12 protein-coding genes and 1 pseudogene are annotated in these 13,843 nt (G+C 41.0%); 1 reads left to right on the top strand and 12 read right to left on the bottom strand.

Annotated features, from left to right (window positions below; genetic code table 11):
• Position 1: 1 nt before the first annotated feature.
• From ACQ86K_RS21465 to ACQ86K_RS21410, 12 genes and pseudogenes are all read right to left on the bottom strand, one after another.
• Positions 2-670: a hypothetical protein gene (locus ACQ86K_RS21465; RefSeq protein WP_431198732.1), complete on the bottom strand. Its 669-nt coding sequence runs from the start codon at positions 668-670 to the stop codon at positions 2-4.
• Positions 597-1,199, bottom strand: a complete 603-nt coding sequence (locus ACQ86K_RS21460; protein WP_431198731.1) for a relaxase/mobilization nuclease domain-containing protein — start codon at positions 1,197-1,199, stop codon at positions 597-599. The genes ACQ86K_RS21465 and ACQ86K_RS21460 overlap by 74 nt, the downstream gene beginning before the upstream one ends.
• The gene (locus tag ACQ86K_RS21455) at positions 1,196-1,531 is read right to left on the bottom strand and encodes a plasmid mobilization protein (protein WP_091163333.1); all 336 of its coding nucleotides are present in this window, start codon (positions 1,529-1,531) and stop codon (positions 1,196-1,198) included. The genes ACQ86K_RS21460 and ACQ86K_RS21455 overlap by 4 nt, the downstream gene beginning before the upstream one ends.
• A 105-nt stretch (positions 1,532-1,636) precedes the next feature.
• Positions 1,637-1,804: pseudogene (locus ACQ86K_RS21450) on the bottom strand (helix-turn-helix domain-containing protein); the annotation flags it as partial.
• A gap of 503 nt (positions 1,805-2,307) precedes the next feature.
• The gene (locus ACQ86K_RS21445) at positions 2,308-3,564 is read right to left on the bottom strand and encodes a site-specific integrase (RefSeq protein WP_091163335.1); all 1,257 of its coding nucleotides are present in this window, start codon (positions 3,562-3,564) and stop codon (positions 2,308-2,310) included.
• 435 nt (positions 3,565-3,999) lie between these two features.
• Positions 4,000-4,389 carry a cupin domain-containing protein gene (locus ACQ86K_RS21440; protein WP_218134355.1) on the bottom strand — a complete coding sequence of 130 codons (390 nt, stop codon included), beginning with the start codon at positions 4,387-4,389 and terminating at the stop codon, positions 4,000-4,002.
• Positions 4,390-4,730: 341 nt separating this feature from the next.
• Positions 4,731-5,585 (bottom strand): sensor histidine kinase, encoded by an 855-nt coding sequence (locus tag ACQ86K_RS21435; RefSeq protein ID WP_431198730.1) that lies wholly within the window; start codon positions 5,583-5,585, stop codon positions 4,731-4,733.
• 71 nt (positions 5,586-5,656) lie between these two features.
• Positions 5,657-6,937: a tetratricopeptide repeat protein gene (locus ACQ86K_RS21430; RefSeq protein WP_431198729.1), complete on the bottom strand. Its 1,281-nt coding sequence runs from the start codon at positions 6,935-6,937 to the stop codon at positions 5,657-5,659.
• Between the two features lie 196 nt (positions 6,938-7,133).
• Entirely contained in the window at positions 7,134-7,721 is a 588-nt protein-coding gene (locus ACQ86K_RS21425; RefSeq protein WP_431198728.1) for an alpha/beta fold hydrolase, read from the bottom strand.
• 14 nt (positions 7,722-7,735) lie between these two features.
• A complete protein-coding gene (locus ACQ86K_RS21420) occupies positions 7,736-8,098 on the bottom strand; it encodes an alpha/beta fold hydrolase (RefSeq protein ID WP_431198727.1) in 363 nt (120 codons plus the stop codon).
• A 38-nt stretch (positions 8,099-8,136) separates the two neighbouring features.
• Entirely contained in the window at positions 8,137-8,877 is a 741-nt protein-coding gene (locus tag ACQ86K_RS21415) for an alpha/beta fold hydrolase (protein ID WP_431198726.1), read from the bottom strand.
• 354 nt (positions 8,878-9,231) lie between these two features.
• The gene (locus ACQ86K_RS21410; protein WP_091163339.1) at positions 9,232-11,187 is read right to left on the bottom strand and encodes a sigma 54-interacting response regulator; all 1,956 of its coding nucleotides are present in this window, start codon (positions 11,185-11,187) and stop codon (positions 9,232-9,234) included.
• A 571-nt stretch (positions 11,188-11,758) separates the two neighbouring features.
• On the opposite strand from ACQ86K_RS21410, the gene ACQ86K_RS21405 reads away from it, so the two are divergent.
• The gene (locus ACQ86K_RS21405; RefSeq protein WP_091163340.1) at positions 11,759-13,777 is read left to right on the top strand and encodes a hypothetical protein; all 2,019 of its coding nucleotides are present in this window, start codon (positions 11,759-11,761) and stop codon (positions 13,775-13,777) included.
• Positions 13,778-13,843 lie beyond the last annotated feature (66 nt).

The raw sequence follows: 13,843 nt of genomic DNA, 5'->3' as shown, positions 1-13,843 counted from the left end.
ATCATGGCCTATATCGGCATCTCTTTTTCCGCTTAAACTGATTCACCGCATTTTGATCCATATCACCAGCATTGTTATCAACGCCGAGCAAATTCCCGATAAGATTGCCACCAAGTATAGCCGAATTAACCATCTGCTGCCGACCCGATTGTTGGATTGATAGATCTGCTCCGCGCTCGCCACGATGCTTTTTATTTGAAATGATAGGTTGGCCGCTGTGCTCTCCAACTGGTTGAGCCGCCTTGATGTTATTTCTATTTGCCTTTCCGATTTGATCCTGTAGTTTTCCAGTGCCCTGCTGTACATCATTTCTATTTCCGGCAGTAACTTTTGTATCTGCGATAGTTCGCTCAGTTGCTCCGGTAGAGGTTGATTGTCCGGTTCGTTCAGACTGGTTGGCTCTTGTCCTAACATTTGCCTGGTATATTGCTGTGCGATCTCTTTCTTGTTCATAATTGATAGCATTTTTAACAGCCTGCCATTTGTAAGCGTTTCCTAAATGAGCGCCTTTAAATTGCATCCCTTCATAGCCGTAAGAAATTCCACTTACAAATCCGGTGCTGGCCTGATTAAATAAAGCATTAATACCCTGTGCTTTAAGTTGACTGATAAATTGCTCTGCGATTGGCTTTTGATTTAGTATGTTTTTTATAGTGACCTGCAACTTCATTTTTACAGATGGTCTCGTCTGTGTGCTTCATCATTTCCAACTCGTTCTTAGTCATCGCTCGTTCTTTTGCCTGGCGACTGGAGATTACTTCAGTTAATCCGTATTGCTTTTCTAACTTCCTAATTATCTGTTCGCTTCGCTGGTAGTCTTTACTATCGGAAAGGACTGTACCATCATAACCAATGCGGTTAACTAAAATGTGCATGTGGGGATGATCTGCATCAAAGTGACGGAATATTGCATATTGGTGTTGGTCAAATCCCATAGCCTCCAGATAATCTTTGGCAATGGTTAACATTTGATCATCCTTCAAATTTTCATGTGGTGGAAAGTTAACCGAGGTATGATAAAAGTATTTGGCCAAATTGGGCCTTAGCACTCGGATCATTTTTACTTCATCCATAATTGTCCGCTCGTCGTGTTGAGCAAATGAAGTGTCGAGCCACTTTGCTACGCCCTTGTTTACTTTCTCAAGGTTATAATTAAGTGCTCCTCTAAAACCCTTCCCTTTGACCTGATCCCCTGTCATTTCATTAAACAGTTTAAAATATCCTTCTGCGTTTTCATCAATCCTAAAAGGATAGAAAGGTAGGCCGGTGATAATTTGCCCGCGTGTAACTGCTTTACTGCCTGATTGAGATTTACACCAACCTTTTGCAGTTCACGGTACAGCGCTGCATTTACTGGCGATAGCTTTATATTGGGAAATCTTCCAGTAAAGGCTTTTTGCCTGATCCAGTTTGCCGGTGTCATGCCCGATGCTTCGGCATAGTTTAAGACGGTATCATTCTCATCTTTTGTCAGCCGGATATTCACTTGTATGATCCTTTTTTCTTCTTCCTGTAACGTTGGCCTTCCCATGATCTTAGATTTTTAAACGAAGTGCAAAATCAATTTTAACTCCGAAGGAGCAAGCCGTTTAAGCGTAGCGAAAACATGGCTTGCTCCTAACAGATGAACACACATTTATTTACTGAAATTTATACGTTTGCTTTTTGCTTCCCCTCTCAAAACTTTCATAATATCCTCGTAATTGTAGTAAAGGATACCACCTATTTTAGTGAATGGTATAGTTCCATTCTGCCGTAAGTTTTGCAAGGTATTGTCGGAGATTTTTAGAAGATTCTTAACCTGGTAGGTCTTTAAAAACTTTTTTTGCTCCTCTGTTGAGCCGCCGCCTCACAAAGCTTTCATTTGATTTATCAATCGTTCTCCAAACTCCTGCAAATCCTCTCTGGTGATAATTTCTGCAGCCATAATAAATATTCGTTTTTATTTGTTAAAACTTAAACCTATTGCGATATATGGTATTAGACAAGTCCAACTTTCGGCTGTACCCTTGGTACAAAGTTGTACCCTTTGTTTAAATAAAATTCACCACTCATGCCTAACTTATGTGTTTTTTTATTACAACGAGTTGTTATGTATTAGCACAAAAGTGAAAGTCTTGCTTGAAAAAACTTCACACCTCATGTACGAGGTAGGTGTTTTTTTAACAAAAATCAACGAATGGTATTGGAATTTACTCCAAGTTTATCCGAGTCGGACTTGGAAATTTTTAAAGCAAGATTGGGCTTGCCATTATAAACAATTTGATGTTCCAATTTGGAACATCAAATTGTTTAATTTATTAACTATTACTGATTGGTGATTTTATTAAGGACGGTAGATTTTTTCTCTTCCATCTTACCTCTTAGCATATCCATATCCCGGCTAACTGTACTATCTAAAATTTTTGCATAATGCTGGGTAGTACGAATATTCTTATGTCCCAACATTTTTGAAATGCTTTCTATAGATACCCCGTTTGCAAGCGTAACTGTAGTGGCGAAGGTGTGCCTGGCAATATGAAACGTTAATTCCTTTTGAATGCCGCATACATCAGCTATCTCTTTTAAATAGGCATTCATTTTTTGATTGCTTAAAACTGGCAGCAATTTCCCTTCATTAATACATGAGGGATAATCTTCATATTTTTTCAATAGTTCAAGAGCCACGGGCAGTAAAGGGATGCGGGAAGCAGTGTCGGTTTTTTGCCTTGTAGTAAATATCCACTTCTGGCTATCAATGCCGGTGCTTATTTCAGAGCGTTTCAATTTATTGACATCGGCGTAAGCCAGGCCGGTATAACAACTGAATAAAAATACATCACGAACTTGATTCAGTCTTTCTGAAACAAAGCGCTTTTCACTAATCAAATCCAGCTCCTCTCTTGATAAGAAATCTCTGATTACTTCTTTAATCTTCGTCTTATAGTTAATAAAAGGACTACGTACAAGCCAATTGTTAGCCACGCAGATATGGATTATCTTTTTTAAGTTCTTGATATACTTTACTGCTGAGTTGTTATTGCAGTGCCTTACGGTTCTAAGATAGAATTCCAGCGATGTTACAAACTCATGGTCTAAATCCTGAATATTAATATCAGAGACCTTATACTTCCACTTTAAAAAGTTTTTTACATGTTTAATCGTGGTCTGATAGCGAATGGCTGTAGCAGGTGCATACTCTTTTCCAACCAGCGCCTCAACCTGCCTGTTATGATCTTCAAAGATGGGGATCAACATACGGCAAACAACTTCCTCTTCAATGCCATTCATGCGATCTTTAAAGGTTTGTGCGGTAATGGGGATTTTCCGTTCGATCATTTCCCGATAAATCTCATAAGCTTTTTGCTCAATTGTCTTGAGGTGGCTGTTGACAGATCGGGCATCTTCTGTATTGCCCATTACTTTTTGGGCGGTATTATTCCATTTATCAGGCGGGGCGTTTCGCTTAGTTGCGATCTCAACTCGCTCACTATCAATAGTTATCCGAAGATAAATAGGGGCGTTTCCATTGGGTAACGCCTTTGTTCGTTTCATCTGAAACAAAAGGGCAAAAGATTTTGTCATTTTCAGGTCTCTAAAGGGTTAAAAAATCAGTCCTTTACACAGCGGATTTCAATCAGTTGATTTTGTATAACAAATTGAAATACAATAGCTTCCAGTGTTTCCAGAGACCTAAGGTAAGAAACTTGTCGAGGTCTCCGAATAGGTCTCTAGAACGTTGAGCTATTTTGACATCTTTTGAGGGAGAATTCATAAAAAAAACGCTATAAAACCGGGTTTTATAGCGTTTTGATCTTCTTTAGACCTGTAAAAGTGGAGCCGGAGGGATTCGAACTCTCGACCCAATAATTATGACGGCTAATAATCTTAGGAAAAGATAGAGATAGTCAGAATAATTGGTTTGAATCAATATGTAAATGAAATTCATGTTAACATGAGTATCGACGCTCTGCTAATATGCCCAATTAGAATTTCAAAATTCTGAGTTGAAGTATTATGCTATTTATGGGAAGGGTCATCTTTCGGATCGACATAAGTTACTCCGGATGGGCCGAACCCGGTTATTTCGACAATAACTGGTTCTTTTCCGGTCATGGCAAAGTGATTCTGTCCGGCTACTTCCGAATAAATACTGCCTGCGGGCAACTCTTTGAGTTTTGATGAGTCAAATTTGTCACCGTAACCAAAGTGCCATGTGCCCGACAGTACCGTGGCCGTGCGTTGGTCCGGATGCATGTGGGCGGCTATTTTGGTATTCGGTTCAATCTCCAGCAGTATCATATACATTCCTTGTTTGGAGGGGTTGCCCATGATTACTATTTCCTTAACAGCCGAATAATTGGACGATCCGGGAGCATTTGTACCCCCACCGGTTTTGAGGGCCTTCACTTCGTGGAGATTTAGACGAAATTGACCGTTCTTGGAAATTTGGGCGCTGGCAGTGCCGGCGAATAAAAGCGCCGACAACGAGAAAGTAAGGATGCGAAACATAAAGTTTTTTTAAAGGTGAAAAAGATGTTCATATCATCCCTTCATTCAACTTAGATGCCAGTATATTAAATTTCTGATTATCAGAAATTTAATATACTGTTGGTTTTTTCGGTACGACATATCGAGGTTGTGAATAAACAACCACGATATGCAGTGGTCCTAGGCAATCTTGAATGAAAAAGAATTCCAGTGGGGAGGGGATGTTCTGTACCGTAGGTTAAAGAAAGAAGGGGGATTAGTCATCCTCCCATTAAAACCGCATCGGTTTTGAACGAGATCTTTAAGCACAAACCTTTTTCGCTGATGATTTGAAGCTTGCCATTTAGCTGTTTACTTAAACCCTTAATAAGTTTCATCCCTAAAGAGTGGCATTCCTCTATATTAAATCCCGGCTTAAGCCCCCAGCCATTGTCGGCTATGATCAATAAATAGCTGTTTTCACAAGTTTCAGTAAGAGTTATGTTGATTGTTCCATAGCCATCTTCGGGGAAGGCATATTTTATAGAATTCGTGATCGCTTCGTTCAAAATAAGGCCAACAGGAACAGCCTGTGCAACATCCAGTTGTATCGCGTCCACCTCTCGCAGAAAGATTATCCGGCTTTGTGGATCAAGGTATTCTTTTAGATAGGAAACAAATCCATCAATGTAGTCCGCCATGTCAATTAATGCCAAGTCGTCGGACTGGTAAAGTTTTTGGTGGATCAAAGCGATCGACTGCATTCTGTGTTCGCTATTCTGAATGATCGCCAATGCCTCGGCGTTGTCGACAAAAGACGATTGTCTTTGTAAAAGGCCGATGACGATCTGAAGATTGTTTTTCACCCGGTGGTGTATCTCTTTGATCAGCCATTCTTTGTCCTTAACTAATTGGTTAAGTGCATCATTTTTCTCCCTGATCTCGTTATTGGTTTTTTGTTTGAGCCGGTAGTTGTAATAAAATAACACCATGAATAAAACTACCGCGGCGCTACCGCCCAGGGCAACATTGCGTGAAGTATTTGCCTGTCGGGCAATGTTATCCTTGATTTGATTGCTCTTAGTTAGTAATTTGATATCTTTCTCCTTTTGATCTGTTTCATATTTAATTTGCAATTCGGCAATTTGCTTGCTTGTGGCTTCGTTGAAAATCGAATCGCTTAAGGCTTTATATCGTTTAAAATGGTTTATGGCGGAAGGAAAATTTCGCAGCGCTGAGTCGATCTGAAAAAAAGCAATTCAAAATCGCGGGCCCGCGGAATGCTATTTATCGTTATTCCTCCCTTTGAAAAGTAGGCGGCTTTGGTATATTTTTTCTGATGTATATAAAACCTGGCAATATCGTATTTCGCAAGTTCAATTATTTCCGTGTTTATACCGCCCTCATTGTAATCTCTCATCATCGCCAGGTAGTTTTTCTCGGCCATAGTAGGCTCGTTTAGCGCCTCGTAGCAATTTGCTTTGATTTGCTCAATTACGGCAGCCATGAACTTACTGTCATGCGGATGCCGCCTTTCTATATATTCGATATAATTCAGCGCTTCACGCGGCTGTTTTAATTTAATCAACCCCTGTACTACGAATCCCGCTGTCCTGAATATATATTCCTGCGGGACGTTATTGCCTTTCTCTCTCAGCTCGATCGTCTTTTTGTAGTAATAAATGCTCTTCTCCGTTTCTCCGAGGTCCTGATAGATCTGTGCCAGTTCACCATAGGTCGATTCAGAGGCCTTGCCCTTTGACTCCGATATTTTGACGCTTTTCAAGATATAAAAGAGGGATTGGTTCAAATTGCCTTGATATCGGTTTACAGACGCCAGGAGCCTGTATACTTGGTCAAGTTGCAGGTCGTTGGCGTTTTTATACTGGCTGACAACTTTTTTACAAATCTGTTGGGCTGTATCTAATTTATTTAGCGATACATAGCCGCCGGCAATTTCCAGGTTGACATCAATGATCCTCGCCGGCATTTTTAATTTTTGAAAAATTTCGAGCGCCTTCTTTAAAATTTCAATTTTTTCTGAAGCATCTGTTTCTTTCTCACCGAACCGTTGCAATATGCCAGCCTGATTGTAGAGGTCGTGGATGTCCTGGTAATGATTTATGATTTTCACGAAGTAAGCATCGGCTTGGTCTTTATTACCTTTCGCAAAACTGACTTCTCCTAGTTTGCCCAGGCTTTCGTACTTACCATACCTAGATGTGTCGTTTAAAGCATTGCTAAGCTCAAGTTCCTTAGTAAAGAAGTATTTTGCACTGTCCAGGTCGCTCTTCTTTTTCTGATATTGCTTTTTGAGGTAATAATTGCCTAATTCATGTAGGATTTTTAATTGAGCAGTATCTGGCTTGCTATCATGAAGTTTTTTTAATAAGTTGTTTTGCTGGCTGAAACAAGGGGAAACAATTGCCAATAACATTCCGGCAAAGAAAAGAAACTTCAGAATAGTATTTTTAGATCGTGCAGCCATTGAGTATTAACCAAAAAGTATCGTTCAATTTGTGATAAAAGGTTATTAAAAAAATATTAGCGTGATTAACGAGCCATGACTTGTAAATAATCGCCCGCAAAAAAATACTAACGGTCACTACAGTATTCGCCCAACTGAAGCAAATAACATAGTGACCATTAAAATTAAATATAGCGAATTACTTTAATTACCCGCCTTAGTTCCGCAGAAAGAAATCGAGCAGATCTTTCTGAACCTGCGGCGTATTTTCCTGCACAACCCAATGCCCCGAATTTTTGATGATTGATTCCTTTACGTTTGTGGCTACCAGCCTGCAATGCTCTGCAAGAAAGGAACCGGCAAAATGATCTGATCCCATAGCCAGCAAAGGCATCGGCAGCTTATTCTTCATCAGCTCAAGATTATCCTGGCCGTCCTGGTTAAATGCGCCGAACCAATGAAAAGCCCCTGTGGTAGCACCTGGAACCGAATAAGCCCGGATAAATTCATTCCGCTCAGCTTGCGTAAATGCGTCTTTTACATAACCCACCACAGGCCAGAAATCGGTGAAGAATGTCCCAACCCTGCCACTAACGAGCTCGCCTGAATGTGGCTGGGCGAAAAAGCCAAACCACCATGCCTGCGCTTTAACCTGGCTCCAGACAGGCTCAACCCCTGGCAGCAATGCGTCCATCAATGCCAGTTTCTTAACTTCGTTCGGGAATTGTGCGGCATAAGCATAGGCTACCATCAGGCCGATGTCGTGTCCGGCAAGATTGATATTTTTATAGCCGAGTTTTTTCATTAATTCGTGCATATCTATCGCCATATTTTTTTGTCATATCCATCGGCTGGCTTCGCTGATTCGCCGACGCCCCGCAGATCAGGGGCGATCACCCTGAAGTGTTTTGACAGTTCAGGCAACAAACGGTTCCACATATACCAGTTTTGACCGAATCCATGGATAAGAAGTAAAGGCTCTCCTTTACCGCCGGTTACGTAATGAATTTTGACGCCGTTTACTGTTGCGTATTGGTGCTTGAAACCAGTTGGGGGTGACGCAGGCGTTGTAATAGCAGCTGGTTTAGTTGCCGCCATGAAAGCTGAGGCATGTGTTGGGGCCAGCCAACCGGCGCTTGCTACTATTAAAAGAACGAGAAATGATTTGGTAATTGTTTTCATGATTTTGATGGGGTTTTATTGTCTGATAATTGTTACTGTCATTTGCTAAGTTGTTCTATTTTCCGGTGGGTAATTGCTCTATCCAATGGGCAATAAAATCTGCGTCTTCCTTCCAGGTGGGTTGACCCAGAACAAAATGATTTCTGTCCTTCGAATTCTTTATAGTCGGTTATCGATCCAGTATGTTTATATTTTTTATAGTTGGCGTAATTCAGTGCCGCCGGGATAAAATTATCGGTTGAGCCTGCTATGAATAATAAAGGTGCATGCGGCTTTTTAAAATCGACCTTTGCAGCTTTGGATATGGCATCCCTAACCACCAGTTTGGATTCTGGTATAAGATATTTGTAATACCCTTCCTTTTGTTCTTCATATGACATCCCATTTGTAAATGCGTATTGCCATTGCTTAAAAGACATTAAAAAGGATTTTTTTGCTGAAGTAAAAAATCCAAGTGGACCCCAACCGGCTTTATAAAAAGAGAACTTGAAGGTGAAGACGCCTTGCGGTTGCAAGGAGTGTATTGCTACTCCGGCAGCTGCCAATTCCCGTTCAAGTAAAATTTGGGTAATGAGCCCGCCCATCGAATGCCCTATTAGGATAGGTTTTTCAGGCAATTGCCGGACAAACTCGTCGAAATAATTCGTTAGGTTTTCCAGCCGTAGGGCCGCAATACAGGAGTTCGGTTGCGTTTGCCGCAGGTCATTGGCTGCGCCATCCTTAGCGGGCCATGGAGGAGCAATCGTTTTATAGCCTTCTCCTTCAAAAAAATACGCCATTCGTCCCAACACGAATTGCTCACAAATGCTCCTGTTATAAAGACTATGGTTTTTGAAGAATCTTTGTTCATGGTGTTCTGATAGTTAAAATTGTCATCGGACTGGCAGTCGCCGGGATCAACTCAATAGATATGCCAGTGCTTGAAAATAATTGATAATCAGATTTTTGTAAAATGGAATTATAGCCGTGTTACTTTATCTCGTAGCTGGCTCAGTATTATAACGAAATAGCGTTGTTTTTAGAGGTATTTTGGGTGTCAATACAGTGCGATGTAGCCTGCGATGTTCCTTGATTGCAGTTATTTTGCTGCGATAGCTTGGCCCCGAAAACAGCCAAACGAACACTTGTCCCGCTTATTTTTGGAAGGATCTTGTAATGCCTAATTTCTTCATTTTGGAATTTAAGGTAGTCGGCGGTAAATTCAGCAACCTGGCGGCACCGCCAGGGCCCCATATCTTCCAGCCGCATTCATTCAATGCCCGCAGGATATGTGTTTTCTCATTTTCTTTCATTGTTTGAACGTTTGCATTTGCAATGAAACTCATGGCTGGTTGCTCGGTTTGGAATGGTAACGCAATTGTATCAATAAAGTCGCTTTTAGCCAGTAACACGCTTCTTTCGATCAGATTTTCGAGCTCACGGATATTGCCGGGCCAGCGATAGGTCTGCATACTTTCCAAAACCTTTTCCGACAAGCCTTTAATTGCTTTCCCGGTTTTGCGGCTGTAAATAATTAAAAAATGATTAGCAAGCGCGGGGATATCTTCTTTACGCTCGCGTAGCGGAGGCATAACAATCGGGAAAACATTTAATCGGTAATACAGGTCGAGCCGGAAGCGACCTTCAGCGACTTCCATTTCTAAATTGCGGTTTGTAGCAGCGATAATGCGAACATCAGTTTTAATAGTAGTTCGACCCCCGATACGTTCAATTTCCTTTTCCTGCAGTACCCGCAACAACTTTACCTGCAATTCCAACGGGATTTCACCAATTTCGTCTAAAAACAATGTTCCTGTATGTGCTTGTTCAAACCGCCCTATTTTTCTCTCAAACGCTCCGGTAAAAGAACCCTTTTCGTGTCCAAATAATTCGGAATCAATTAAAGTGGCAGGCAAAGCAGCACAGTTTACCTTAATAAATGGTTTGGATTTACGCGGGGACAAGTAATGAATACGCTCTGCGATTCTTTCTTTGCCTGTCCCGCTTTCGCCCAGGATAAGGACGGAAGAATCCGCCGGCGCTACCTGTTGAACATTATCGAAAACATTTAACAAAAGGTGGCTGCTTCCGATAATCCCGGCAAATAAATCAGCACTCGTTTCCCGTCCCGCTGTTCTGTGCACTCCATTATAAACGGGGTTGCTACCCAAAGGGCTCTTTGAGTCAGAGACCATGATTTGGGCAAAATCACCAATTAAATTCCTGAATCGGTCGCACAATATTAAATGATCAGAGTCGTATGCATCTGGCCGACGGCCGTAGAAAAAGAAATAAATTGCCTGGTTGCCAGACAAGGGTACCGGAAAAACCAAAAGCGATTTCATTGAAAACGTTTCCGTTATCAGTTTTCTCATCGGTTGTTCATTAAAAGCCGCCTGCAGCTCCTTTTCGTCATACCAGGTTGCCAACTGCTCCCATGTGCTTTTTCCTTTCAAGGCTGAAAGCTCATATGATTTTTTGTTGGTGATAACCATAAGTTCCTTGGGACCAATGGTTTGGTATTCCTCGAATCCAATACGCATAAATCCAATTTCGTCATTATTGTTGTCATTTGACTTAAGGCCAACGGATAGATATTCGAATGGAATATAAGGTTGAAGTGCCTGGCCGATTTGCATCAGTTTGTAAGTCCAGTCTGCTTGCAAATCAATGATCCGTGCCACTTTTTTCTGCAATGCCGCATTTTGCCTCAATTTATTTTCAAGGTTGTTTTCATGCCGGTAAACGGCAATGTCTAAAGCCACAAGAACATCTTTTTCGCGGAATGGCTTTACGATAAAGCCGTAAGGATTCGTTTTCTTTGCTTCTTCAAGGATACTTTGATTGGAGTTCGCAGAAAGATATACAAATGGAATATTTTCTTCCGTTAACTGATTTGCCAGGTCGATACCGGTTAATTTGCCTTTCAGGTAAATATCCAACAAGACAAAATTAGGCCTATTGATCTCGATCAACTCCAGGGCTTCATCAACTGAATCAGCTATACCGCATATATCATAGCCGGCATTCTGTAATAAATTGCGTAAAACATCAGCAATGATATATTCGTCTTCGACGATCAAGATCTTCTTACTTAACTGGTCTGTCATGTTTAGTCCACCTGATATTGATTACATTCGTCGGTTACAGTTTTTGTAAACGCACTAATTCATAAATCCTGCCAAATGAATCGAAAGTAACGCTTAATCAGCCGCTCGACTCAAATCAGTTAAAATTACATCACTTTCACCTAATATAACGAACATGAAGGTTTAATTCATGCCGAGATCTACATGGATGGCCATTATGGATTAATAATTACAACCATATTTCGTAAGGTTTGAATTTCAAGAACCACGATATTTCGTTGTTTTAACTCAAATAGTAATCATAAAATCACTGCTAAAAAGCATTATGCTTAATATCTTTAATGAAGTACGTCTCTTATTTGTCTTATATGTCACTCTTCTCTTGAAATAGCGTGATGTTGTACCTGTAGTCGAAAAATGGCGCAACCGATTGTTTTGCACTGTATTCTCGCACAATACATATGATCTCATCATTTTTGCCTGTTTGGAGTGTCAAACAGGCTCCGTCCAATTTTTGAGGTATTAATTATGTTTTATATTTGTGTGCGTACACACAAATACTTATTCTATTTTTTCTCGTAATTTATCAACTATGCTAAAAAGACTGTTGTTTTTAATTTGTATCGGCCTAACAAGCGTTACCAAAGCTCAGGATGTTTTTCTTTCGGGTGTAAAACCGGGCAAGGCATTCGTGTTTTCTACTAAAGGGGCATTGGTTTTAAAAAATAATTGTTTATCTGTAAAGTGGCTTGCTGGTAAATCGATAATTGCCATAAACGAATCTGCCGTTCAGAATAAGAAACAAATTAATTTAAAAGGCTCTCCTTTATTTGGATTAGAGTTTAAGGATGGTACTGTAATAAATTCTGCTGATTTTCAATTAAGTACCACTCCGAAAATTGTTCAGATCAAAGGAGATCCTGAGGCAGTTAAATTTTCTGAAAAGGAAGATGGTGTGAAAATTTTAGCCGAATTTTTGAATGTGAAATATGGCATTCGTGTAAAGTGGGAGGCCATTTTGAAAGATAATTCCAATTATATCAGACAAGTTTTCGGCGTTTTTGCTTTGAAAGACTCTTTAAAGATCAGGAAATTGAATCTGATCAATTTTCCGGCAGAAATGGGTATTAAGCTGTTGGGGGTTGTGGACGGATCGCCAATGGTATCGGATGATTTCTTTTTTGCCTGTGAAAGTCCGATAAGTAAATGCAATAATCAGAATGGCCGGATCAGCAGCTATATTGAACGGCAGGAGCCAACTCTTAATTTCGAAGCTTCTACTGTGTGGGGCATTGCCCCTAAAAGCCAGTTACGAAGGGGATTTCTTTATTACCTGGAGCGGGAAAGAGCGGCGCCATACCGCCAGATGCTTCATTATAATTCATGGTATGACCTTTCCTGGGCCGATCGTAAGTTAACCGAAGCTGGTTGTCTTGATCGTATTCAGGCATTTGGTGACAGTCTTACGGCAAAACGTCATATTAGCTTAAACGCATTTTTGTTTGACGATGGCTGGGATGACAACCAAACATTGTGGCAGATCAGCCAAAAGAATTTCCCTGCAGGTTTTGATAACATTAAAGCGCTGGCTGATAAATACGGAGCTTCATTGGGAGTGTGGATGTCGCCCTGGGGTGGTTACGAGCAGGCAAAGGAACAGCGGCTACAGTATGGCCGAAGCCAAAATCCTCCTTTTGAAACTAATTTGCATGGGTTTTCTCTTTCCGGGCCGGTTTATTCGTCCAGGTTTAAAAGTACTGCCGCTAAGTTCGTGACCAGTGATGGTATCTCTATGTTTAAATTTGATGGTGTAGGGGCGGGAGATCAGTCTACAGGTGCCACTGTTGAATATCAAACAGATATGGAGTCTTTGCTGAATTTAGTAACGGGCTTGCGTAAGGTAAAACCGGATTTATATTTTAGCCTCACCATAGGTACCTGGCCGTCGCCTTTTTGGCTTAAATATGGTGATGTAATTTGGCGGAATGGCTGGGATACAAACACGCAAGGGCAGGGCAATGGTCGTCAGCAATGGCTCAATTACCGGGATGGTCAGGCCTATAAGAATATTGTAATGCGCGCTCCCCTTTATCCTTTGAGCTCCCTGATGTATCACGGGATTTGTATTGCGGATAATGGCGCGCCTGCTAAGTTTGACATGGATGATAAAGATATTTCTGACGAGATATGGTCGTTTTTTGGATCTGGAACCAGTTTGCAGGAGTTGTATATCAATCCCCATAAGCTAAACGAGGCCAACTGGAATTGCCTTGCCGCTGCCATAAAATGGTCGCGCGAAAATGCGGATATTATGCCGGATGTGCATTGGGTAGGCGGCGATCCATCCAAAGGGGATGTTTACGGTTTTGCAGCCTGGTCTCCGCAAAAGGCTGTTCTTACCTTAAGAAATCCCTCGAATACAGCTAAAACATACCTGGTTAATACCCGGGAAGTATTTGAATTGCCATCAAATAGTACTCCAGATTATATCTTTTATAATGCGAAAGTTAACAGTAAAGAAACGAAGTCGTATGTGTTTAAGGGAGCCGTTCATGCTGTTAAGCTTGAGCCGTTTGAAGTGATGGTTTTAAACGCTGTACCTGTAAAATGACGGTTTAATCCATTTGTTTGTCTTCTGATTTGAATTATAAATTGATGTTGTAAGTGTGCGCGCAAA

The organism is Mucilaginibacter sp. P19 (genome assembly GCF_050632265.1).
Taxonomy (GTDB): Bacteria; Bacteroidota; Bacteroidia; order Sphingobacteriales; family Sphingobacteriaceae; genus Mucilaginibacter; species Mucilaginibacter gossypii.
The sequence above is the reverse complement of the archived record's forward strand: the minus strand, read 5'-3'. Positions and strand labels throughout refer to the sequence as shown.

Excerpts from the sequence above, each read along its gene's own strand:
- ACQ86K_RS21425 (WP_431198728.1), bottom strand. The coding sequence starts at position 7,721 with ATGAAAAAACTCGGCTATAAAAATATCAATCTTGCCGGACACGACATC.
- ACQ86K_RS21415 (WP_431198726.1), bottom strand. The coding sequence starts at position 8,877 with ATGGCGTATTTTTTTGAAGGAGAAGGCTATAAAACGATTGCTCCTCCA.
- ACQ86K_RS21460 (WP_431198731.1), bottom strand. The coding sequence starts at position 1,199 with ATGACAGGGGATCAGGTCAAAGGGAAGGGTTTTAGAGGAGCACTTAAT.
- ACQ86K_RS21405 (WP_091163340.1), top strand. The coding sequence starts at position 11,759 with ATGCTAAAAAGACTGTTGTTTTTAATTTGTATCGGCCTAACAAGCGTT.
- ACQ86K_RS21445 (WP_091163335.1), bottom strand. The coding sequence starts at position 3,564 with ATGACAAAATCTTTTGCCCTTTTGTTTCAGATGAAACGAACAAAGGCG.
- ACQ86K_RS21455 (WP_091163333.1), bottom strand. The coding sequence starts at position 1,531 with ATGGGAAGGCCAACGTTACAGGAAGAAGAAAAAAGGATCATACAAGTG.
- ACQ86K_RS21430 (WP_431198729.1), bottom strand. The coding sequence starts at position 6,937 with ATGGCTGCACGATCTAAAAATACTATTCTGAAGTTTCTTTTCTTTGCC.
- ACQ86K_RS21420 (WP_431198727.1), bottom strand. The coding sequence starts at position 8,098 with ATGAAAACAATTACCAAATCATTTCTCGTTCTTTTAATAGTAGCAAGC.
- ACQ86K_RS21465 (WP_431198732.1), bottom strand. The coding sequence starts at position 670 with ATGAAGTTGCAGGTCACTATAAAAAACATACTAAATCAAAAGCCAATC.
- ACQ86K_RS21410 (WP_091163339.1), bottom strand. The coding sequence starts at position 11,187 with ATGACAGACCAGTTAAGTAAGAAGATCTTGATCGTCGAAGACGAATAT.